This window comes from Streptococcus sp. STC1396 (genome assembly GCF_058933875.1).
The window spans coordinates 1-22,615 of record NZ_JBZYCU010000032.1; the positions used below are offsets into that span (position 1 = coordinate 1).

The window sequence follows — 22,615 nt, forward strand, 5'->3', positions numbered from 1 at the left end:
TGAACAAGACGGTTGACGGCGTAACCACTAAGGTTGCGGAACAAGAAGTAACCAAGGATAACTGGACTTATGAGTTCAAAAACCTGCCGAAATACGAAGGCGGTAAGGAAATCACTTACTCCATCGACGAAGAAGCTGTTGAGGGCTACAACAAAGATATCGATGGTTATAACCTGAAGAATAGCTATAACCCAGCAACTGTCTCCGTTGAAGGAACGAAGACGTGGGATGATGGCAACAACCAAGACGGCAAACGCCCAGATAAGATCAAGGTTCTCTTGAACAAGACGGTTGACGGCGTAACCACTAAGGTTGCGGAACAAGAAGTAACCAAGGATAACTGGACTTATGAGTTCAAAAACCTGCCGAAATACGAAGGCGGTAAGGAAATCACTTACTCCATCGATGAAGAGCCTGTTGAGGGCTACAAAAAAGATATCGACGGCTACAATCTGAAGAATAGCTACAAACCAGCCAAAATAGAGGTTTCTGTGCGCAAGGTTTGGGACGATAGCGACAATCAAGACGGCAAGCGTCCCGCTTCTATCACCGTTAAACTCCTCGCAGATGGCAAGGATACTGGGAAAACACTTGAGTTGTCAGAAGCGACTGGCTGGGCTGGCAGCTTTACGGAACTTGATGCTCAAAAAGGTGGCAAGGCGATTGATTACAAGGTTGTAGAGGCAACTTCAATCACCGGTTACACAACTGAAGTAACCGGAGATGCAGCCACTGGCTTTACGATTACCAATCGCTATAGCCCAGAAACAGTTGATATCAAAGCCACTAAAAACTGGGATGATGCGAATAACCAAGACGGGAAACGTCCAACGAAGATTACAATTAATCTCTTAGCCGATGGTGAGAAGGTTGATTCTAAAGACGTTCAAGCTTCAGCAGATGGCACTTGGACAGCAGAATTCAAGGGCAAGGCCAAGTACAAGAATGGGAAAGAAATCAAGTATACGGTGACGGAAGAAACCGTTGCAGAGTATGAAACAACCATTAACGATTTCAATATCATTAATAAGTACCTGCCAAAAGCTATTGAATACAAGGTAACCAAGGTATGGAAGGATGCCAACAACCAAGATGGCAAACGCCCAGACTCTGTCACAGTACAACTTTACAAATCAGTGAATGGTTCAGAACCAACAGCAGTTGCAGGTCAGACATTAACCTTAACGGCCGCAGGTGCAACCGATGCGAATACATGGGTTGCCTCCTTCACAAACTTGCCGCAATTTGAAAATGGACAAGAAATTGTTTACTCTGTGAAAGAAGTCAATGTCCCAGAAGGTTATGAAGCTTCTGTCTCTGGCCAAGTCGTAACCAATAGCCATGATCCAGAAACAATTGTCATTTCAGGAACCAAGGTTTGGGATGATAATGAGAACCAAGATGGCAAACGGACCACTTCTGTGAAAATTCAAGTTCTGCACGACGGTCAGGTCGTAGATGAAATAGAAGTTTCAGCAGCGACTGGCTGGGCCTTTGAATCAAAAGCCTTGCCTAAGTACAAGGATGGGAAGGAAATTGCTTATGAAGTCAAGGAAGTAGCAGTTGCTTCATATGAAACTGAAATTAGCAAGACCAAGGATGGCAAATACACTGTTACCAACAAGCTGACTCCAGAGAAGATTACAGTAGGCGGTCAAAAGACTTGGAACGATGCCGACAACCGAGATGGCAAACGTCCAGACTCCATTACTGTGAAGCTCTTAGCCAATGGCAAAGCGACTGGTAAAACAGCCACAGCGAGCGAAGCGACTGGCTGGAAGTATGAGTTTACAAAACTGGATCGCTATGAAGGTGGTAAAGAGATCACTTATACTGTCGAAGAAGTCGCTGTTCCAGAAGGTTATAAATCAGTACCAAATGGGATGAATGTAACTAACAATTACGAACCGAAAGTGACTCATGTTCAAGGAACGAAGACTTGGGACGATGCCAACAACCAAGATGGTATTCGTCCAAGCTCTATCCAAGTGAAACTGCTTGCGGATGGTAAGGATACCGGACTGATCGCTACAGCGAGTGAAGCAACCGGTTGGAAGTATCGTTTTGAAGGACTGCCTAAAAACCAGAACGGTAAAGAAATTAAATATACAGTCCAAGAAGTGAACGTTCCGAAAGGTTATACATCAACAGTGGATGGTTACAATATTACCAATGTTCACACTCCGGAAGTACCACCAACGACCCCTCCAACAACTCCTCCATCAAAACCGGAAGAGCCACAGACACCAGGAAAACCGAAGAAGAAAAACATCTTACCTTCTACTGGTACCGTTGAGAATTTCTTCCTCTGCCTGTTAGGACTTGGCACACTGGGCGGAGCCCTTTACCTAGGTAAGAAGAAAGCTTAGACCTGATAAGAGTTCACACAAGCAAGCGCTCAGAATCAGAACTTAAGCAGCTCTAAAAAAAGCGAACCACATCAAGGGATTGCTTCCAGCTAGATGTGGTTCGCTTTTTAAATTTTAGAGAGTTCTCTCAATAGATTTTTGTTATAAAATGTTTTTCGGATTTGATCCTCTCTAACAGGTCATCCAGATTGGTGAAGGCTAAGGATGGAGGAAAGACGGTTTTCATTCTCTGGAAGCTTTTGAGTTCAAAGTTAAGCTGAGGGTTCTCCTAGTTGATTTGAAACAGTATTAGAAAGAGAATGGCTAAAACCTGCTATTTTTAGTGTGGCCGATTTTTAGATTGTTTATCCATGCAAGATGCTCTAAATTTTCCCTAAAGTGTCATGTTTTATATTCACTTTGCACTTGAGGCTTTGATTGAGGCAGAATAATGATGTTTACCCAAAACACTCTATTTTTCTTCTATACTAGTTTTAACGAAAAAATAGGAGTTGTTATGAAAATTCAAGAAATTTATTTGAAGTACAAAGGTTATTATGCTGAAATTGAGGCTGAATATTCTCATTGTAAAAAGACGAGTATAGAGTGGGAAACACTGCATCTGCGCTATCTGATTTATTATCTGGTTCGGTACAATATTGGCAAGATGCAGTTTTTCAATCCCTATCATTATCGGACGGCTTACCGCTTGTATCTTGAGCGGTTGGTTGTAAGCTAGTAGAGAAATAAGAAAGACGATTTCCCATTATGAAATCGTCTTTTGGTCTACGGATCAGTCTATTTTTCGTCCTTTACATAAAAAATTGAGCTTTAAAAGGAGGCAAGGCTAATTGATTGCATGGAGTGTTCGCTTTGGAGACTCGGCAATCAGGCAAGTTATCCATTTCTAGACTTACTTCTGTACTGTCTGATTTCTGCTTCAAAACTCTCTGACGGTGCTTCCACGCTGATGGTTTCCAGTGTGAACGGATGGGTGAATGTCAGACGATGGGCATGGAGCATGAGGCGGCCTTGAGGTTGGGGGTGGTAGAGGGGGTCACCAATGATGGGATGGTCGTGATGAGCGAGATGGACACGGATTTGGTGAGTACGTCCTGTTTTCAATTGGCATTTGACCAGAGTCGTGTTTCCAAACTCCTTGAGTCGGGTCACATGAGTCTCAGCGTAGAGGCCCTTTTTCGGGTCGACGAGGCGTTTCCGTCGGTCATGGCGATCTCGGCCGATTTTATCTTTGTATATGATAGTCTTATTAGGAAATTTCCCTTGGGCAAGGGCCCAATATTCGCGGGCAATGTCTTTGTTTTCCAAGAGGCGATTGAGAATAGGGAGGACAAAGGGATTTTTGGCAAAAAGGATAGCACCGCTGGTTTCTTTATCCAGACGGTGAACGACATAGCAGGTCTGGCCGACATAGCTTGACACATGATTGAGCAGAGCTATTTCTGTCGGCTCATTGGCATGGCTTTTCATGCCGTTAGGCTTATTGACAATGATGAGATGTTCGTCTTGATAGAGCTCTTCGACCAGACTAGGCTGACCAGCAGGGAGTTCTTTTTCTGGATAGTCGTCTTTGTCAAAGGTAAGTTGAATGCTGTCGTCAGGCTTGACCAAAGTCTGCCAGTGGATAGACTCACCGTTGACCAAGACGTGTTTCTTGATTCGGAGAAAGTGACGGATTTTGCGAGGGATGAGCAGCTGCTCTTCTAGCAGTTCTTTGACGGTCATCTGAGATAGACTTGAGGGGATGGTAATGGTAAATTTCATGTTTTCATTGTAGCAAAAACTAGCCCATTTGGAAATGCTTAGCTGGAAAAAGGAAAGAAGCTCTGCTATTTCCTTAAAGAAAGCTAAAAAGAATAGAAAGCAGCGGACTCGTGCCTTGTGTCTACATGGATAAGGTGATAAAATATGTTTTATGAAGAAATTAAATGATGTATTTGAAAAACTAGTCAATTTTTTTAAAACGGATCAGCCTCAGAAGAAGGTTGCTGAAGAGTTGGGAGGTGAGGCTCTTGAGCCTAGCTACAGCCGATCTGGCAAGAGCCGCAAAAAGCCTCTTTCTCAGCATCCCTTCCGCCGTTTTTGGCGCAGATTTCACCTGACCAAGATATTCCTGATTTTCGGTTTGACCTTTGGTCTGGTGGTCGGTGGCTATCTTTTTTATGTAGCCAAGACGACTAATGTCAAAGACTTGCAGAATGCTCTTAAAGCCACGACTTTGATCTATGATAAGGATGGAAATGAAGCGGGCAGCTTGTCTGGGCAAAAGGGCACCTATGTCGAATTGGAGGCAATCAGTCAGGACTTACAGAATGCCGTGATTGCGACAGAAGACCGCTCTTTTTATAAGAATGGCGGGATCAACTACAGTCGCTTCTTTCTAGCCATTTTGACTGCGGGGCGATCTGGTGGTGGTTCGACCATCACGCAGCAGTTGGCTAAAAATGCCTATCTTTCTCAAGATCAGACCATTGAGCGTAAGGCCAAGGAATTTTTCCTAGCTTTGGAGATTAACAAAAAATACAGCAAACAGGAAATCCTGACCATGTATCTCAATAACTCTTATTTTGGAAATGGGGTTTGGGGCGTGGAAGATGCCAGCAAGAAATATTTTGGTGTATCTGCCAGTCAGCTCAGTCTAGATCAGTCGGCGGTTCTAGCTGGCATGCTCAAAGGACCAGAGATATATAATCCCCTGTATTCGATTGAGAATGCGACCAACCGTCGTGACACCGTTCTTCAAAATATGGTGGCGGCAGGATACATTGATCAGGCAACGGCGGATCAGGCTGCGACGGTTGGCATTGGAGGCCAGCTAGTCGATGCCTATGAGGGCAAGTCAGAAGACTATCGTTACCCATCTTATTTTGATGCAGTTATCAATGAGGCAGTCAATGACTACGGTCTGACTGAGGAAGAAATCGTCAACAACGGCTATCGGATTTACACCGAATTGGACCAAAATTATCAAGCCAGTATGCAGGTCATCTATAGCAATGTTGATCTCTTCCCGCTGGCTGAGGACGGAACGAGGGCTGAGTCAGGAAGCGTAGCACTGGATCCCAAGACGGGTGGCGTTCGGGCTTTAGTCGGCCGTGTCAACAGTGCTGAAGGCTCTGCCTTTCGAACTTTCAACTATGCGACTCAGTCTTCTCGCAGTCCAGGCTCTACCATCAAGCCTTTGGTAGCCTACAGCCCAGCGATAGCAGCAGGCTGGTCAACGGATAAGGAGCTAGACAATAGTCGGACAGTTTTTGGAGATTATACGGTCAATAACTATGGCAATATCCAAAGTTCACCGACGGTTCCGATGTATCAAGCCTTGGCTGAATCTCTTAATATTCCAGCTGTATCAACAGTGGATGAATTAGGTGTGAGCAAGGCCTTTGAATACGGCAAAAAGTTTGGCCTTAATATGGACAAGGTGGAACAAAATCTAGGCGTAGCTCTGGGAAGCGGCGTGACGACCAATCCACTTCAGATGGCTCAGGCCTACTCAGCCTTTGCGAATGATGGAGTCATGAATGATGCCCACCTCATCACCAAGATAGAAAATGCCAGCGGTCAGGTTGTTAAAACGCACCGGCAGACTTCTACCCGTGTCCTTAATCGCTCGACCGCAGAAAAGATGACCAGCATGATGCTGGGAACTTTCTCAAACGGAACGGGGATCTATGCAGCTCCTTATGGCTATACGATGGCTGGAAAGACAGGAACGACAGAGACTGACTTTAATCCGGATCTGTCAGGAGACCAGTGGGTTATCGGCTATACACCAGACCTAGTTATCAGCCAATGGCTGGGCTTCCCTAAGACGGATGAAACTCACTATCTGACTGGGACGAGTGCCAATGAAGCTTCGGCTATTTTCCGCAATGTGGCTAACAGTATCCTGCCTTATACGGAAGGAACATCTTTCTCTGGTGAGAAAAATGCTTACGCTGAAAACGGCATTTCCCCAGTCGATACCTACGGTACTGGCGAAACGAATACGACTAGCGAAAATAAAGACTTCCTAAAAGAAGTCCAAGAGCGGGCACAAAACCTAGTAGATGATGCCAAGAAAGCTATTGATGAGTCTGGTATTTCTGAAAAAGCCAAGAATCTCTGGGATACTATTACCGGCTGGTTCCAATAATCTTTCAAACAGCTTGTCAAAGAATCAGAAAACTGCTATAATAAGAAAGATGGAGGCGTTATGGCATTAAAAAAAGCGAGTCTAGCGTGTACAGTTTGTGGGTCGCGAAACTACTCAATCAAACTCAGTAGCACTCCAAAACCTACGCGTCTAGAAGTAAATAAATATTGTAAACACTGCAGTAAATACACCCTGCACAAAGAAACCAGATAGGAGACAGTTGTGAGATTCATTAAAGATGTTTTTGGATTATTGAGAGGTACAACTTGGCCTACCCGTAAAGAAAGATGGACTGATTTCCTTTCCGTAATGGAATACACAGCATTCTTTGTTGTGTTAATCTACATTTTTGATAAGGTAGTGGCTAGCGGTCTCTTCCGCATAATCAACATGTTTTCATAAGAAAGATAGAGCTGCTTTGGCGGCTCTATTTGTCTGTAAAATTTTTTTCAAAATGCTTTGTAATTTTGGATTTTATGGTATAATAGGGCTAGAAATATGAAGCGAGGCCCTCAGGCTTTTTTATTTAGGAAAGGACAAGACATGGACAGTTTTGACAAAGGCTGGTTTGTACTGCAAACCTACTCAGGCTATGAAAATAAAGTAAAGGAAAACCTCTTGCAGCGGGCTCAGACTTACAATATGCTGGAAAATATCCTGCGTGTGGAAATTCCGACCCAGACCGTACAGGTCGAAAAGAACGGCAAGACCAAAGAAGTGGAAGAAAATCGCTTCCCGGGCTATGTGCTGGTTGAGATGGTCATGACAGACGAAGCCTGGTTTGTCGTGCGGAATACGCCGAACGTAACTGGATTTGTGGGTTCACACGGAAACCGCTCTAAACCAACGCCGCTCTTGGAGGAAGAAATTCGCAATATCCTCATCTCCATGGGGCAAACGGTTCAAGAATTTGATTTGGATGTCAAGGTGGGCGACACCGTCCGTATTATTGATGGTGCCTTCACTGACTATACAGGAAAAATTACAGAGATTGATAACAATAAAGTCAAGATGATTATTTCCATGTTTGGCAATGACACGGTTGCAGAAGTCAACCTCAGTCAAATTGCAGAGCTATAATTTCTTGAAAAGCCTAAAAAAGAGAGTCGGAAATATTTTTCCGCTCTTTTTGTGTGCAATTTTACATTGATCCCACCATCTAGAACTTAAATAAGATAAATATAGTTTCAATAACAATAGCTTATGGCTAGGAAAGCGGATACAGAATTCGTTCAAAATGTTATAATAAGTCGTGATATAGCAAAGAAGATGTTTAAGGAGGGTTTATGAAAACCATTTTTGAAAATCAAGAAATAACATTTAGTGGCCCAGATGGCCATACTTTAATTGTTAAAAATGAGGGTTTGTCCTATCAAGATGGGAAACATAAAAATCTTGATATTTCATTTGATAAAGTTTCCACTATCTTATCACTTCGTTACTGTAATTCTAATTCAAGTTATAATCTCATTTTTCGAGATAAGAACGGAAAGAATATGGCTGAATTTGATACGGATACCACCATTCGCAATAATATCCACAATATATTTGAAACGAAGTCAATACTGTTAGCCTTTGCAGCAAGCAAACTTACCAAAGATTTCCCAAATAATCTGAGGACTCTTGATATAACATTGGCTTTTAGTCTGAAAGAAAAAGAAATTCGTATTGCTAATGGCGTCATCTATGGCTCAAAGAATACAATCAATATTGAGGACATTCGCAGAGTACAGTGCGTGACAAATGGGACGATTTCCAATCTTGCTCTGTATAGAAATGATAAAAAGAAATTTTGGGACATTCCTGATATGAAACTCCCTTGTAACGAAGTAACCTTGCCTTTGCTTGAATCGATTGTTACTCAAAACACGGGGAAAGGGATAGATTTCACTCGGGGAAATGGTTTCGATCAAAAAACTTCTGAGTTTATGATTATTCGTTATATGGATTCCAGCTTTTTTATCAACAGTGACGGAACTCTAGCTAAAGAATGGCAAAAACAAGTTTACGATAGAATTCTTTTATACCAATATGATCTAGCAGATTTATTAAAACAGCTACCGTAAGTTCAGGTCATAACTTTGGTATGTGAGTTGGCTTGTGGAGGAAGAAAAAGGAGACAAGTAACCTTCGGTTAGCTATTACAGTAAGCAATCTGTACAGAATTGAAAGTAAAATAGTAAAATCCTTCTGAATTGCTCAGAAGGACTGTTTGTCCACCAACTTTATCCTATTTGCCCTAGTTCTAGTATAAGCGAAGAGAAAAGAAAAAGCCCGATTTAATGGGCTTTTCATTCGGTTGATTCCTGATAATCAGGTATTGAAAGGCGGTAGACGGATTTGAACCGACGATCAAGCTTTTGCAGAGCCGTGCCTTACCACTTGGCTATACCGCCGCAACTCTTACTATTTTAGCGTATATTTTTCAGGACGTCAACTAAAAGTTACAAACTTTGCAAAAATAATTAAGATGATGTCCCAAAAGATGGTCTGCTAGTAGAAATCAGAAAATAAATCATGAAATGACTAGAAGCTATCAGAGCTTGTCTGGTCTGAGTTTTCCAAAGTGGAGATATTTAGCATATTAGCAGTGAAATAATAAAAGAGGCTGAGACAAAAAGATTTCAATTTTTAAAAATCTTAATTATTAAGCCCTTCAAATCTATAATTAAATGCAAAAAGCGAACAAAGCAGAATTCTGATTACCAGAAAACTAGTTTTGTTCGCTTTTTATATTTGAGGTCGGACTTTTGTCCCAGCCTCATGCTAAATTAGAATTCTTTAAAACTGATATATCAGAGTTTGTGAGCGCACATGTTAATCCCAGGAATCTTCGTCAGTTTCTTTACGTTTCCGGAATCCCAGCAGGGTTATCATGGATGAGAAACGGCTCAATGCTGCTTTGAAATTTTGTTTTTGAGAGTTTTTAAGTGGAGTCGTCGGTGAAGTGGCAGGCGCCTCGGTTTGCGTTGCGCCCAGCTTCTTTTTGCGGTAGAAAAAGAAAGCTCCGGTTGCAAGCAGTATGGCTAGTAAGCTACTGATGACTGGCAAGGTCAGGGTGAATGCAGTCTTCGCCTTTTTTGAAGATTTGCTGCTCGTAGAGTGCTCCTTGCTTGAGGTGCTTGTTTCCTGCTTTGGCTCTTTTTCAAACTCCCATTTGCCAATAAAATGCGCATCTTTATCTTGGATAGTCTCCGCATCTTTGTCGTAGCCTTTAAAAATCCATTTTCCTCCTGGGACCTGGATTTCTGTTTGGTTTTCTTTTGGCGGCTCAGGGATTGCTCTCGTTCCGTTTTGGATATTTTCCTGATTTTGTGGCAAGTATTTCAGGACTTCTGGAGGTAGAGTCTTATTTGGGGTGCCGCTGATAAATTCGTATGTTTTATTATAAAGAGCTGGAGCTGCAGGAGTGCTTGAAGAGGAGGTATTGCTGTCCGTTCCTTGGTTCGGTTGGCTTTCAGAATCTGAATGTTCTTGTCCCTCTTTTTCGTTAGTTGAGAGGTTGGAAGAGACCAGTTCACTCTTCTGATCGTCAGCCTCTCCTTCAACAGAGGCGTGCGCAACTACTGGTAAAAAAGCTGAGAAAAGTAAAGGGAGTATAGGAAAAAGCAGAGTTCGTTTTTTCCGTCTCGATTCAGCCATACAGTAGTTTCCTCCTCTCTTAATGTTTTCTAGTTAAAAGTCTCTATCACTTCATTCTAGTATTTATTTGAGAATCTGTCAAGTAAGTTTAGTCGCCTGAACGTCAAATGGCTGGAAGCTCCATCTTAAAGTAATATTGGATAGAACATAGATAAAAGTAAGCGTTCTTTTATAAAAAACTGCATCAGATCGCTTCATTTCCTGTCCATTTTATATATAAAATCAGAGAATACTATCACCTATGTATATTAGGAAAGTAAAAAAGGTCTATGTTTTCACTCGATTTCATGACATTTTTTACACAATCATTAGATTGGGGTTACATGTTTAACTTGACAAATTACAAGAATATTATTATCATTAAAATAAGTGGTATTTTATACTGTTACTTTAGTAACGTATATATGTATTTTGAGAATGGAGGGGATGCTTTATAATGAAAAAAAATAAAGTTTTTCTGACCTCGACGGCGGTTTTATTATCTGCTTTGGGTGCAAATCCAGTGTTGGCTCGTGATGTGGAGCACTCAAGTAGTTCGGCACCAGTCGCCACTGTGCCGATAACGGATGATAAAACGACGTCTACGGCATCAACAGACTCAGAAAATGGCAAAAACCTAGTGCAATCAGATGCTTCATCGGCAAAACCAGCACCACCTATGGAAGCTGGTGAATCAGCTCCTGCGGATTCATCTGTAAATCCGAGCTCGGAAGTCTTGCCAGCGAAGCCTGAGTCGACTGACCCTGATAAGGGTGAGTCAGTGGAGCCAGAGGTTCCACCGGTGGAGTCCAATCCATCAGTTGAACCAGAAAATCTGGAAGCCCCAGCAACAGAAACGGAATCTCAGATTGCTTCTGAAGAATCCACACCTACAGAGTCACCTGTGCTTCCAGAAGCTTGGCAGCCGACGTCGGGGATTTCAACATCGTCAGCTAACTTATCAGTCTCATCAGCAGTTTCTATGGCCACTGTAGCAACTTCACTGACTGACGCAGATAAGAGAGCAGCCGCATCAGAACTACAGAGACTTGTGGAAAGAAAACAGGAACAGTCTGAAAAGCGTGAAAAAGATAGCTTGGTAGACTTTGACTTGGGTCAAATGTTGGCTCTTCCTGTGAGAGAAAAAGTTTCAGCAAGCTCTCCACTTTTGACAGATCAAGGTTTCCAAGTCATCGGAAGTGATAAGGGTCGTGCTGTTGTCCAAAACTCTGATGGTTCCCAATCAGTCGTTCCGCTAGCGCAAGTAGGTGGGACAGCCGATGATGACGGCACTGTTACTGTTAAGTCCAGTGATGGAAAATTTGTATTGTTGCCAGAGCTTGGTGAGACAACGACTCTCTTTGCAACAATCGGTCTGTTCGTTTTATCACTCTTAGGGTTTAAACAAATCAAACCTTTTGAGAGAGAAAATTGGATAATAGGTTAATTATAAAAAAGGAAAGAAGGAACGCGCATGTTCAATCACAATAGTGAGACCAAAGGTCATGGATCTATTCGTAAAAATAAAGTCTATGGTACAATTGGTGTCATTGCCCTTGGTGCTATTGCTATGTTTAGCAATAACAAAACTGCGTCGGCGGATGAAGTATCATCTTCTGAACCAACGACTACAACACCTGTAGCGTCAGCGGCAGATACTAGTTTGGCAGTACAATCTCAGGCTGCATCAGCTGAAGCAGCGGCTCCAGCGACTGCTACGGATTCAACCGCTCCAACTGCGAATGCAACTGCTCCAGTTGAAGCTACTTCCCCAGCAGCTCCAGCAGCTGAATCAACTCCAACTGCATTGGCTTCTTCGGCTAGTGACACAACTCCTGTAACTTACACTGCGCCTGCAGCAGCTCCAGCAGCTCCAGTTGCTCCAGCTGAGTCTACAGAGCCAAAAGTTACTGTGGAAAATCAAAAGTTGAAAGACGCTGTGTCTGAAGCTAAGGGTTACAACATTGATGTAAAACAAAACCCAACAGAAAATATTGGAACAGCAAACAACCAAGTAGAATCAGATGCTAAAAAGGACCTTGCCAACACTCTTGAGGAAACACAAGCAACTCGTATCAAGACAGGGGTAGATGCCTACAAACTTGATTTGAAAAAAGCTCAGGAAAATGTGGGTACTGCCGGTTATCTGAGTGAAGTAGTTAGCCAAGGCTTGAAATTTGAAAGCGAACCTAATGGAAAACTTTCTATTAGTGGTGCTACAGAATTTGGACAAAAAGATATGCCTAAGGCACAATCCTATGATGAATATGTAAAAGGTGGTGGCACATTTGGTTCTACTCCAGTTGCACCATTTACAACAACACTTTCAGGTGGTGGAAGTAGATTTGTCATCCCAAAAATTGAAAACAATCAAACTATTACGGCTACTTATAGCAATCTTCAAAACTCAACATATAATGGAAAGAAAATTTCTAAGGTAACCTATGAAGTTACGAATATAAGTGGTGGAACTGGTATTGTTGGTTTCGCAGAGAAAGATCCAACCAAAGGAATTTACACTTTTTATAACATCAATCAACCATCTAGATATCGTGTAAATATTCGCTTTTACGATGCCGATGGTAATCCAATCCAATTTACAAAGACGAATCCGGCTATTTTAGCCATGACGAGTTTAACGAAAACAGAACCTACTACGGGTTCGTTAGCTGGTAAAAAGCATGAAGAAAGTATAACTGACTATAGTTTCCGCCCAGTGAAAATCACGGGTTCCTTGGTTGAAAAACAAGCGGATGGTCGTTTAGCAGCAAGTAGTCCAACTCATGATATTAAAGATGATTATGATGATCCAAATTTTTATAAAATGGGGATTGCTGGTGTAGCAGAAAGCGGAGATACCATCTCTTTTGTGATGCAACGGAAGTCTCAATGGGACAGAGGTTATTGGCTAGCTCTTACAAGTAAATTACCATCTCGCTTTACACTTGTCAAACCAGATCTTGAATACAATCTAGTTGAATATAATCTTGCAGGGAATGTCTTGCTAGATAACTATATTCAAGGGACTACTACTAAACTAACAAACACCCAAACAGTTAAACCTACAGGAACTCCTGTTGGTGAAGACTACACAACAACACACCAAGACAGAATCACAACAGCGGATGGCAAGGTCTATAAATATGTGTCATCAACTAATAATACAACAGGTAAAGTTAAATTAGGTACGACAAACGTAGCAAACTACTATACCGAAGTAAAAGGTAATGTTGTTGTTGATTACCAAGATAAGCAAGGGAACACCATTGCTCCGCGTATTGTAGATACACCAGACACATCAGTAGGAACAGCTTACGACACAACTGATCACAAACCGTCTACGATTACAACAGCCGATGGAGCAAGTTACCGTATTGACCCTACAGCTACACAAGGTCAAGAAAGTGGTAGAGTTGTTGAAGGAACAACCCGCGTTATCTATGTTTATGATAAGCTTGAAAAACCAGTAGAGAAATATGGTAATGTTGTCGTTGATTACCAAGATAAGCAAGGCAACACCATTGCTCCGCGTATCGTAGATACACCAACTTCACGGGTTGGCACTTACTATGACACAACTGATCACAAACCAACTACCATTACGGCGGATGATGGCACAACTTATCGTATTGATACCAATGCTACACAAGGTAACGAGAGTGGTCAGGTTGTCGAAGGAACAACCCGCGTTGTCTATGTTTATGACAAAGTTGAAAAGCCGGTAGAAAAGAAATATGGTGATGTTACTGTCGAGTATAAGAACAAAGACGGCGTGACCATTGCACCGAAAGTGATCGATACACCGCGTTCTGAAGTCGGTACAGACTATGATACCAAGGATCAGCGTAAGGACACCATCACCACAGTAGATGGCAAGAAGTACAAGCTGGATCTGACAGCAACCCAAGGTGCTGAAACTGGTAAGGTGGTAGAAGGCAATACCAATATTGTTTACTACTATGATCTTGTTCCGGATGCACCAGAAAAGAAATACGGTGATGTTACCGTTGAGTACAAGAACAAAGATGGTATGACCATTGCACCGAAAGTAATCGATACACCGCGTTCTGAAGTGGGTACCGATTACGATACTACTGATCAGCGTAAGGACACCATTACTACTGTAGTGGATGGCAAGAAGTACAAGCTGGATCTGACAGCGACCCAAGGTGCTGAAACTGGTAAGGTGGTAGAAGGCAATACCAATATTGTTTACTACTATGATCTTGTTCCGGATGCACCGCAAAAGAAATATGGTGATGTTACCGTCGAGTATAAGAACAAAGACGGCGTGACCATTGCACCGAAAGTGATCGATACACCGCGTTCTGAAGTCGGTACAGACTATGATACCAAGGATCAGCGTAAGGACACCATCACCACAGTAGACGGCAAGAAGTACAAGCTGGATCTGACAGCAACCCAAGGTGCTGAAACTGGTAAGGTGGTAGAAGGCAATACCAATGTTGTTTACTACTATGATCTTGTGAAGACTCCAGAAGAGTACGGTAATGTTGTTGTTGATTACCAAGATAAGAAAGGCAACACCATTGCACCACGCATTGTTGACACACCAACAGCGAAAGTAGGAACAGCTTACGATACAACAGATCATAAGCCTGTGACAATCGTATCATCTAATGGTAAGACATACCGCATTGACCCTACAGCTACACAAGGACAAGAAAGCGGTGAGGTTGTCAAGGGAACAACTCGTGTTGTCTATGTCTATGATGAAGTACTCGGTGATGTAACAGTTCATTATAAAGATGAAAATGGCAAAGTCATTAAGGAACCAGAAAAAGATACAACTGGTGCTCCAATCAACACCCTCTATGACACTCGTGATCATGCTCATAAGACAATCACTACTCAGGATGGACGTGTTTATGAAATCATTCCTGAAAAGACTATCGGTCTAGAGCAAGGTCGCATTGTGGAAGGTAATACAGATGTTACTTATATCTACAAAGAAGTGTTTGGTGATGTCGTTGTTCACTATGTGGACGAGTCTGGCAACAAGATTAAAGATGATGTAACGGACACTGCTCAAGCAAGAGTCGGTGAATCATACGATACGACTGATAACAAACCGAGCGCTATCAAGCACGGCGATAAAGTTTACAACATTGTACCTGAAAAGACCAAGGGTCAAGAAAAAGGTAAGGTTGTGAAGGGTGTAACAGAAGTAACCTATGTCTATAAGGCTGTTCAAGCAGAACCTAAGAAGACAGGTACCAATGCGAAGGGTGAAGATGTCAATGGTAAGACGATGTTGGCTGGTTCAACAGAGGTTTACACAATTAACATCGACAACGACCAATACAAGGGCACAACTGGTTTGGTTGACCAAGACAAACAAGTTGGTTTGACGGTTATTGAGAAATACTCTAGCAAGTTTGTAACACCAAATCTGGATGCTGTTCGTATGACGACAGAAGATGGCAAGGTTGTCAGCGGCTTCACGACTAAGATCTACAAGTCTGTTGCAGAAGCTCCACAAAAGATTCAAGATTATATCAAGGCTAAGGGCTTGACAATTGATGGTGAGTTTGCGGCAACAACTTCAGATGATCCAGTAGCCTACACGAATAACTATGCCTTGAAGGGTATCAACCTGAAATTGATCTTCCCAACAACTGTGAAGAGAGATATCAAGGAAGCGAGCAAGTACGATAACAAGGCTTATCAAATTGACTTTGCCGGTATTGCAGAAACCAATATCGTCACGAACAATATTCCGAAGATTAATCCGAAGAAAGATGTTGTAGCGACAGTTGAAGATGGTCTGAAAGATCAAAATTCGCTGGACGGCAAGACGGTTAAAGTCGGCGCTGTTTACAACTTCGAGCTGAACACTTCTTACTTGCCAGCGAAACGTGGTCAGTCTATTGACAAGATCGAAGTGAAGGATACCTATTCACCGCTTGTGGAATACAATGGCGTTCACAAATGGATTGCCAACACAGATATTCTCTTGAAAGATAGCACGAAGATTGCTAAAGGAACTGATCTGACTCAATATGTCAACCAAAATATTGATCATAAGGCTAGAACAGTTGTCTACAGCTTCTCTAATGACTTCTTGAGCAAGATTTCTGATGACAGTGAATTCCAAGCGATCGGTTACATGCAAGTGAAACAAGTTGATAATGGTACAGTGAAGAACACCTTTACAGAAATTATCAATAATGTTGAACGTGATTCAAACACGGTAACACTCGTATCACCAAAAGAATACGGTGATGTCGTTGTTCACTATGTGGATGAGTCTGGTAAGAAGATCAAGGAAGATGTGACAGATACCAGCCGTGCAACAGTTGGAACATCTTATGACACAACAGATCATAAGAGCATCTCTATCAAGTATGGCAACAAAGTTTACAACATTGTACCTGAAAAGACCAAGGGTCAAGAAAAAGGTAAGGTTGTGAAGGGTGTAACAGAAGTGACCTATGTCTACAAAGCTGTTCAAGCAGAACCTAAGAAGACAGGTACTAATGCTAAGGGTGAAGATGTCAATGGTAAGACGATGTTGGCTGGTTCAACAGAGGTTTACACAATTAACATCGACAACGACCAATACAAGGGCACAACGGGTCTGGTTGACCAAGACAAACAAGCTGGCTTGATGGTTGTTGAGAAATACGATAGCAAGTTTGTAACACCAAATCTGGATGCTGTTCGTATGACGACAGAAGATGGCAAGGTTGTCAGCGGCTTCACGACTAAGATCTATAAGTCTGTTGCAGAAGCTCCACAAAAGGTTCAAGATTATATCAAGGCTAAGGGCTTGACAATTGATGGTGAGTTTGCGGTAACAACTTCAGATGATCCAGTAGCCTACACGAATAACTATGCCTTGAAGGGTATCAACCTGAAATTGATCTTCCCAACAACTGTAAAGAAAGATATCAAGGAAGCGAGCAAGTACGAAAACAAGGCTTATCAAATTGACTTTGCCGGTATTGCAGAAACCAATATCGTCACGAACAATATTCCGAAAATTAATCCGAAGAAAGATATTGTAGCGACAGTCGAAGATGGTCTGAAAGATCAAAACTCTCTGAACGGCAAGACGGTTAACGTTGGCGATGTTTACAACTTCGAGCTGAATACTTCTTACTTGCCAGCGAAACGTGGTCAGTCTATTGACAAGATCGAAGTGAAGGATACTTATTCACCGCTTGTGGAATACAATGGCGTTCACAAATGGATTGCCAACACAGATATTCTCTTGAAAGATGGTACGAAGATTGCTAAAGGAACTGATCTGACTCAATATGTCAACCAAAATATTGATCATAAGGCTAGAACAGTTGTCTACAGCTTCTCTAATGACTTCTTGAGCAAGATTTCTGATGACAGTGAATTCCAAGCGATCGGTTACATGCAAGTGAAACAGCTTGACTATGGTACAGTGAAGAACACCTTTACAGAAATTATCAATAATGTTGAGCGCGATTCTAACACAGTTACTGTGGTAACACCTGAAAAACCACAAACACCGCCTGAAAAGCCTCAGACACCACCTGAAAAACCACAAACACCTCCAGCTACTCCTACAACTCCAGTAGTTCCAACTACGCCTCAAACTGAATTGCCTGAAACAGGTGAAACAGACCATACAGGAGCAGCAGTGCTTGGTTTAGCGATGGTGGCATCAGCGATGTCAATCCTTGGCTTCAAAAAACGTAAAGAAGAGGAATAATCATAAAGTTCATTCCGCGCTCATACGTAAGAATGTCGAAGCTGATTAAAAGAGGGGACTAATTTGTCCTCTCTTTTTATTGTGGAGAAGTTCTTTGAGAGATTCTAAATACTGTTTTATATGCGCAAAACATTCACTTTTAGCTAGATTCTATAAAGAGATGTCTTTTAAATAACTGTCGCTTTATTAGAAAAAGATTAGAAATATGAAATGTATAAAGCACTTGTCAAAAGACAGAATTTTTGATATGATAATAGATGTCGTGTAAACGGCAGAAATACTCATTTTAGATGAATTGTGGGTCCGTTGCCTTCGGGTGGTCCTGCGAGCTGAAATCTAAAAGAGGAAAAAAACAAAAAGGAGAATTTACTCATGGCAGTAATTTCAATGAAACAACTTCTTGAGGCTGGTGTTCACTTTGGTCACCAAACTCGTCGCTGGAACCCTAAGATGGCTAAGTACATCTTCACTGAACGTAACGGTATCCACGTTATTGACCTTCAACAAACTGTAAAATACGCTGATCAAGCTTATGACTTCATGCGTGATGCAGCTGCGAATGATGCAGTTATCTTGTTTGTTGGTACGAAAAAGCAAGCTGCAGAAGCTGTAAAAGAAGAAGCAGAACGTGCTGGTCAATACTATATCAACCACCGTTGGTTGGGTGGAACTCTTACAAACTGGACAACTATCCAAAAACGTGTTGCTCGTTTGAAAGAAATCAAACGTATGGAAGAAGAAGGAATCTTTGACGTTCTTCCTAAGAAAGAAGTAGCACTTTTGAACAAACAACGTGCTCGTCTTGAAAAATTCTTGGGTGGTATTGAAGAAATGCCTCGTATCCCAGATGTAATGTATGTTGTTGACCCTCATAAAGAGCAAATCGCTGTTAAGGAAGCTAAGAAACTTGGTATTCCAGTAGTTGCGATGGTTGACACAAACACTGATCCAGACGATATCGATGTGATTATCCCTGCTAACGACGATGCGATCCGTGCCGTTAAATTGATCACTGCGAAAATGGCTGACGCTGTTATCGAAGGTCGTCAAGGTGAGGACGCTGTAGCAGCTGTTGAAGCAGAATTTGCTGCAACTGAAACGCAAGCAGACTCAATCGAAGAAATCGTTGAAGTTGTAGAAGGCGACAACGCATAATTTTTATAAGTCAATTAACCTAAAGGGGCGGGGCTCAGCCCTGCCCCTTTATTTAAAAATAGTAAACATAGGAGAAGAAAAATGGCAGAAATTACAGCTAAGCTGGTAAAAGAATTGCGCGAAAAATCTGGTGCTGGTGTCATGGATGCTAAGAAAGCATTGGTTGAAGTTGATGGCGACATCGAAAAAGCAATTGAATTGCTTCGCGAAAAAGGTATGGCAAAAGCAGCTAAGAAAGCTGACCGTGTTGCCGCTGAAGGTTTGACAGGTGTGTATGTGGATGGTAACGTTGCAGCAGTTGTTGAAGTTAACGCTGAAACTGACTTCGTTGCGAAAAATGCTCAATTCGTTGAATTGGTAAATACTACAGCTAAAGTAATCGCTGAAGGCAAGCCAGCTAACAACGAAGAAGCATTTGCATTGACAATGCCTTCAGGTGAAACTCTTGAAGCAGCATACGTATCTGCAACTGCTACTATCGGAGAAAAAATCTCATTCCGTCGTTTTGCTTTGATTGAAAAGACAGATGAGCAACACTTCGGTGCTTACCAGCATAACGGCGGCCGTATCGGTGTTATCTCAGTTGTAGATGGCGGTGATGACGCTCTTGCTAAACAATTGTCAATGCACATTGCAGCTATGAAACCAAGTGTTCTTTCATATAAAGAGTTGGATGAGCAATTTGTCAAAGATGAATTGGCACAATTGAACCACGCTATCGATCAAGATAACGAAAGCCGTGCTATGGTTAATAAACCAGCCCTTCCACACTTGAAATACGGTTCTAAAGCTCAATTGACTGACGAAGTGATTGCACAAGCTGAGGAAGACATCAAAGCTGAACTCGCAGCTGAAGGTAAACCAGAAAAAATCTGGGACAAGATCATCCCAGGTAAAATGGATCGCTTCTTGCTTGACAACACAAAAGTTGACCAAGCATATACACTTCTTGCACAAGTTTACATCATGGATGACAGCAAGACAGTTGAAGCTTACCTTGAGTCTGTGAATGCAGCAGTGATTGCTTTCGCTCGTTTTGAAGTGGGTGAAGGGATTGAAAAAGCTGCTAATGATTTTGAATCAGAAGTTGCTGCAACTATGGCAGCTGCCCTTGGTCAAAAATAAGAGTAAAAAAAGCATGTAAAATAACACAAGATAGGGCTCTTATTCTGCCCTGTTTTGTGGTGTTTATTAAAAGGCCTCATATGAATCTTTCTAATTATAGCTTTATTGCTTTTAATTAGGTTTAGTTTATAGGAGGCTTTTTCTACACTCGAAAGATGCTATAAATTCTGGGTGGCAAAAGCGCCAAATTCTCATTGAGTAAGTCCAGAGGCTGTTTGCGCCTGTGATGAATTTGCTGCTTAGATAGTTCTGTGATTTGTAACAGAAATTGTTATTAGAGGATGAACGAAAATCAGCTTATTTTTTCCTGTGCTTTACAAGTGTTTTGACTTGTGTACAGGGACTTAAGCCTTCTGAGGCAGGATGATGTAAGCGTTACACTTTTTGTTGTAATATTGGCATTTTTTTGTTACTATATATGTAATTGCGGAATTTTATTCGCTAAGGCTTTTAAAGGTAAAGATCTGTAGCGATTGAGAGCAGAGTTGTTTTAGTAAAGACGGCTGGGCTATTTTGTATAAAAATTTAATTAGGGAAAGTGTAGGACCTACTCTATGGTGTTTATTGACTTAGAGTATAAAAAACCGAAAAAAAAGAAAAAGACTAAAAAGAAGAGAGATTATTACTTGGTTCTGCTAGTCTTGTTGAAATGGTTAGCAGAGTTTGTCTATTTTGTTGGAATTGTGTTTGTTGCCGGAACGGCACTCCTACTTCTGACGCATAATATTCTCGGCATTCCTTTAAATTATATCCATATTGTTTCCTTGGTTGGATCATTTGCTTATATGTTGATAGGTTTTCTGGTGACAAATAGCTTTGAGAACATTACGATAGCAAGCAATTATTTTAAAATTTTATCCGCCTTGGGCTACTTGTCCGTGATTAGTTATTTTGATAATCGGCTATTTGTTTTTCTAAAAGATCCAGTTATTGACTTGTATTTGGCTGCACCGTTTCTACTGGCAATTATCTATAAGAGATATTATAGAAAGCTGGTCTATCGAGCGGTCTTTAAAAAGCAACAATCTGTTTCTTTTTATAGTCAGTACTCCAATACGGATGAAATTAAAGATTCAATGATGAAAGCTGTCCGTGATACTGTCAAAGAGAAGCATCAGCGTAATGTTGAAGTTGTTGGGAAAAATTTTAGACAGGACGCTAAGGGAAATGTTGTGGGGATTTTTAAAATAGTATTAGCACGTAAGCTACTTGGTGCTTCCAAACCAAAACTAATGCTGATCACTTTGAGATTTAATCTGAATAATAATGAATAGGAGTTTTGAATCATGTCAGAAATTGAAAAACCGATTTTAACTGTTGGACAAGACCAGTTCTTGAAGGGCAAATCTTTTGATACATATAAGAAAAAACTGGAAGTTTTATCGAGAGCGTACAGTGCCAATGCTATGAAAACCATTAATGGTTTTTCTCTTGATTCAGAGGATCAGTACAGAGCCTTGTTTGAAGCTGTTTTTTCAGGAGTTTGGGAAGTTGATACAGGTATGCGCTATGTCAACATCACTCAGAGTTTGGGTCTGCCGAGCTTCTTAGTTTGCCGACGAGACGAATTTGGTGATTATGTACGTGGTGCTGATGGACATATTGCTTGGGATATTGTTTCAGATCTAGATGGAGCCGAGCTCTTTACAGAGGATCAAATCAAAGTTCTTGTTCCGAAAGAATTTTGCAATCCAGTCTTTATCGTTCGTGAGTTAGATGCTCGCAAGCAATGGGGCACGAAGCAATCATTCAGCGCAAGTGCTGCTATCGATGATGTTGAGGAAGATGAGTTGGCAGCACAAATTGAAGCTGCTCCGTTCTCAGATCCTGAGCCGATTGTTAAACCGCGTCCGGAAGTAAAGTCTGAGCCTGTTGCTAAATCACAAGGTTCGGTAACTTCTCAGCCAGCTGTTAAGCCGCGTCCAGAGGTAAAGTCTGAGTCAGTCGTTAAGCCACGCCCAGAAGTAAAGTCTGAGCCAGTGGTTAAGTCACGTCCAGTGATAAAATCTGAGCCGATTGTTAAACCGCGTCCAGCAGCAAAAGCAGAAGCTAATAAAAAAGATTATACAAAAGAGTCACTCAAGATTATCAATGCAACGATTGATAGCTTCGAATAAACATCTTACCTATATAATAGTAAGGGAAATAACTGTGACTCACCAGAAATGAGGATGAGTGCTGAATCCTAATGCTACAGGAAGCAGCTTTCACTCTCTCTTTTTTTAGGCTCTTTTCTACCATTTGTCAAGTCTGTCAAGGCTTTAAGTGAAAAATGAGATAAGGCAGTAGCTATTCCGAGGTTACTGTCTTATTTTTAACACTTTTTGAGCCATAAAAGGGCATGCAAAAAAAACACCTCATCTGGTATTTTTTCTACCATTTGTCAAGTCTGTCAAGGCTTTAAGTGAAAAATGAGATAAGACAGTAGCTATTCCGAGGTTACTGTCTTATTTTTAACACTTTTTGAGCCATAAAAGGGCATGCAAAAAAAACACC

At 41.6% G+C, this 22,615-nt stretch carries 15 protein-coding genes and 1 tRNA gene; 13 read left to right on the forward strand and 3 right to left on the reverse strand.

The features are described 5' to 3' along the window. Window positions 1-2,369, forward strand: a 2,369-nt coding sequence (locus AC5FEC_RS09555; protein WP_493662030.1) for a Cna B-type domain-containing protein, incomplete at its 5' end; no start/stop codon positions are given. A 496-nt stretch (window positions 2,370-2,865) separates the two neighbouring features. Next, window positions 2,866-3,087, forward strand: a complete 222-nt coding sequence (gene comW / locus AC5FEC_RS09560) for a sigma(X)-activator ComW (protein WP_493662031.1) — start codon at window positions 2,866-2,868, stop codon at window positions 3,085-3,087. 158 nt (window positions 3,088-3,245) lie between these two features. Here comW and AC5FEC_RS09565 read toward each other — a convergent pair whose 3' ends face one another. After that, window positions 3,246-4,133 (reverse strand): RluA family pseudouridine synthase, encoded by an 888-nt coding sequence (locus AC5FEC_RS09565; protein ID WP_493662032.1) that lies wholly within the window; start codon window positions 4,131-4,133, stop codon window positions 3,246-3,248. 151 nt (window positions 4,134-4,284) lie between these two features. Between AC5FEC_RS09565 and pbp2a the strand changes: the two genes are divergently transcribed. From pbp2a to AC5FEC_RS09590, 5 genes are all read left to right on the forward strand, one after another. Next, window positions 4,285-6,507, forward strand: coding sequence for a penicillin-binding protein PBP2A (gene pbp2a / locus AC5FEC_RS09570; protein WP_493662033.1), 2,223 nt, complete (start codon window positions 4,285-4,287; stop codon window positions 6,505-6,507). A 60-nt stretch (window positions 6,508-6,567) separates the two neighbouring features. Further along, window positions 6,568-6,720 (forward strand): 50S ribosomal protein L33, encoded by a 153-nt coding sequence (gene rpmG / locus AC5FEC_RS09575; protein WP_015605910.1) that lies wholly within the window; start codon window positions 6,568-6,570, stop codon window positions 6,718-6,720. 9 nt (window positions 6,721-6,729) lie between these two features. Beyond that, complete coding sequence (gene secE, locus AC5FEC_RS09580) at window positions 6,730-6,909, forward strand: preprotein translocase subunit SecE (RefSeq protein WP_037617407.1); 180 nt, start codon at window positions 6,730-6,732, stop codon at window positions 6,907-6,909. A gap of 141 nt (window positions 6,910-7,050) precedes the next feature. Continuing rightward, entirely contained in the window at window positions 7,051-7,587 is a 537-nt protein-coding gene (nusG, locus tag AC5FEC_RS09585; RefSeq protein ID WP_037617404.1) for a transcription termination/antitermination protein NusG, read from the forward strand. Window positions 7,588-7,793: 206 nt separating this feature from the next. Further along, a complete protein-coding gene (locus tag AC5FEC_RS09590) occupies window positions 7,794-8,573 on the forward strand; it encodes a hypothetical protein (RefSeq protein ID WP_493662034.1) in 780 nt (259 codons plus the stop codon). Between the two features lie 259 nt (window positions 8,574-8,832). Here the strand turns inward: AC5FEC_RS09590 and AC5FEC_RS09595 are convergent. Then, window positions 8,833-8,903: transfer RNA gene (locus tag AC5FEC_RS09595), tRNA-Cys, on the reverse strand. A gap of 421 nt (window positions 8,904-9,324) precedes the next feature. After that, window positions 9,325-10,149, reverse strand: coding sequence for an SHIRT domain-containing protein (locus AC5FEC_RS09600; RefSeq protein WP_062201380.1), 825 nt, complete (start codon window positions 10,147-10,149; stop codon window positions 9,325-9,327). A gap of 436 nt (window positions 10,150-10,585) precedes the next feature. Between AC5FEC_RS09600 and AC5FEC_RS09605 the strand changes: the two genes are divergently transcribed. The 6 genes from AC5FEC_RS09605 (at window position 10,586) to AC5FEC_RS09630 (ending at window position 22,236) form a co-directional block, all read left to right on the forward strand. After that, the gene (locus AC5FEC_RS09605) at window positions 10,586-11,575 is read left to right on the forward strand and encodes a hypothetical protein (RefSeq protein ID WP_493662035.1); all 990 of its coding nucleotides are present in this window, start codon (window positions 10,586-10,588) and stop codon (window positions 11,573-11,575) included. Between the two features lie 27 nt (window positions 11,576-11,602). Beyond that, window positions 11,603-17,839 (forward strand): SspB-related isopeptide-forming adhesin, encoded by a 6,237-nt coding sequence (locus AC5FEC_RS09610; RefSeq protein WP_493662036.1) that lies wholly within the window; start codon window positions 11,603-11,605, stop codon window positions 17,837-17,839. A 372-nt stretch (window positions 17,840-18,211) separates the two neighbouring features. Continuing rightward, window positions 18,212-18,994, forward strand: a complete 783-nt coding sequence (gene rpsB, locus AC5FEC_RS09615) for a 30S ribosomal protein S2 (RefSeq protein ID WP_493662037.1) — start codon at window positions 18,212-18,214, stop codon at window positions 18,992-18,994. Window positions 18,995-19,075: 81 nt separating this feature from the next. Then, a complete protein-coding gene (gene tsf, locus AC5FEC_RS09620; protein WP_037615891.1) occupies window positions 19,076-20,119 on the forward strand; it encodes a translation elongation factor Ts in 1,044 nt (347 codons plus the stop codon). 554 nt (window positions 20,120-20,673) lie between these two features. Then, window positions 20,674-21,393 (forward strand): hypothetical protein, encoded by a 720-nt coding sequence (locus tag AC5FEC_RS09625; RefSeq protein WP_052076755.1) that lies wholly within the window; start codon window positions 20,674-20,676, stop codon window positions 21,391-21,393. A 12-nt stretch (window positions 21,394-21,405) separates the two neighbouring features. Further along, window positions 21,406-22,236, forward strand: coding sequence for a hypothetical protein (locus AC5FEC_RS09630; RefSeq protein ID WP_234550770.1), 831 nt, complete (start codon window positions 21,406-21,408; stop codon window positions 22,234-22,236). The last annotated feature ends 379 nt before the right edge of the window (window positions 22,237-22,615 follow it).

What these genes read in the sequence shown, in the direction of transcription:
- rpmG (WP_015605910.1), top strand. Translation starts at nt 6,568, where the DNA reads ATGGCATTAAAAAAAGCGAGTCTAGCGTGTACAGTTTGTGGGTCGCGA.
- AC5FEC_RS09625 (WP_052076755.1), top strand. Translation starts at nt 20,674, where the DNA reads ATGGTGTTTATTGACTTAGAGTATAAAAAACCGAAAAAAAAGAAAAAG.
- AC5FEC_RS09565 (WP_493662032.1), bottom strand. Translation starts at nt 4,133, where the DNA reads ATGAAATTTACCATTACCATCCCCTCAAGTCTATCTCAGATGACCGTC.
- comW (WP_493662031.1), top strand. Translation starts at nt 2,866, where the DNA reads ATGAAAATTCAAGAAATTTATTTGAAGTACAAAGGTTATTATGCTGAA.
- AC5FEC_RS09630 (WP_234550770.1), top strand. Translation starts at nt 21,406, where the DNA reads ATGTCAGAAATTGAAAAACCGATTTTAACTGTTGGACAAGACCAGTTC.
- AC5FEC_RS09600 (WP_062201380.1), bottom strand. Translation starts at nt 10,149, where the DNA reads ATGGCTGAATCGAGACGGAAAAAACGAACTCTGCTTTTTCCTATACTC.
- AC5FEC_RS09590 (WP_493662034.1), top strand. Translation starts at nt 7,794, where the DNA reads ATGAAAACCATTTTTGAAAATCAAGAAATAACATTTAGTGGCCCAGAT.
- AC5FEC_RS09610 (WP_493662036.1), top strand. Translation starts at nt 11,603, where the DNA reads ATGTTCAATCACAATAGTGAGACCAAAGGTCATGGATCTATTCGTAAA.
- rpsB (WP_493662037.1), top strand. Translation starts at nt 18,212, where the DNA reads ATGGCAGTAATTTCAATGAAACAACTTCTTGAGGCTGGTGTTCACTTT.
- nusG (WP_037617404.1), top strand. Translation starts at nt 7,051, where the DNA reads ATGGACAGTTTTGACAAAGGCTGGTTTGTACTGCAAACCTACTCAGGC.
- tsf (WP_037615891.1), top strand. Translation starts at nt 19,076, where the DNA reads ATGGCAGAAATTACAGCTAAGCTGGTAAAAGAATTGCGCGAAAAATCT.
- AC5FEC_RS09605 (WP_493662035.1), top strand. Translation starts at nt 10,586, where the DNA reads ATGAAAAAAAATAAAGTTTTTCTGACCTCGACGGCGGTTTTATTATCT.
- pbp2a (WP_493662033.1), top strand. Translation starts at nt 4,285, where the DNA reads ATGAAGAAATTAAATGATGTATTTGAAAAACTAGTCAATTTTTTTAAA.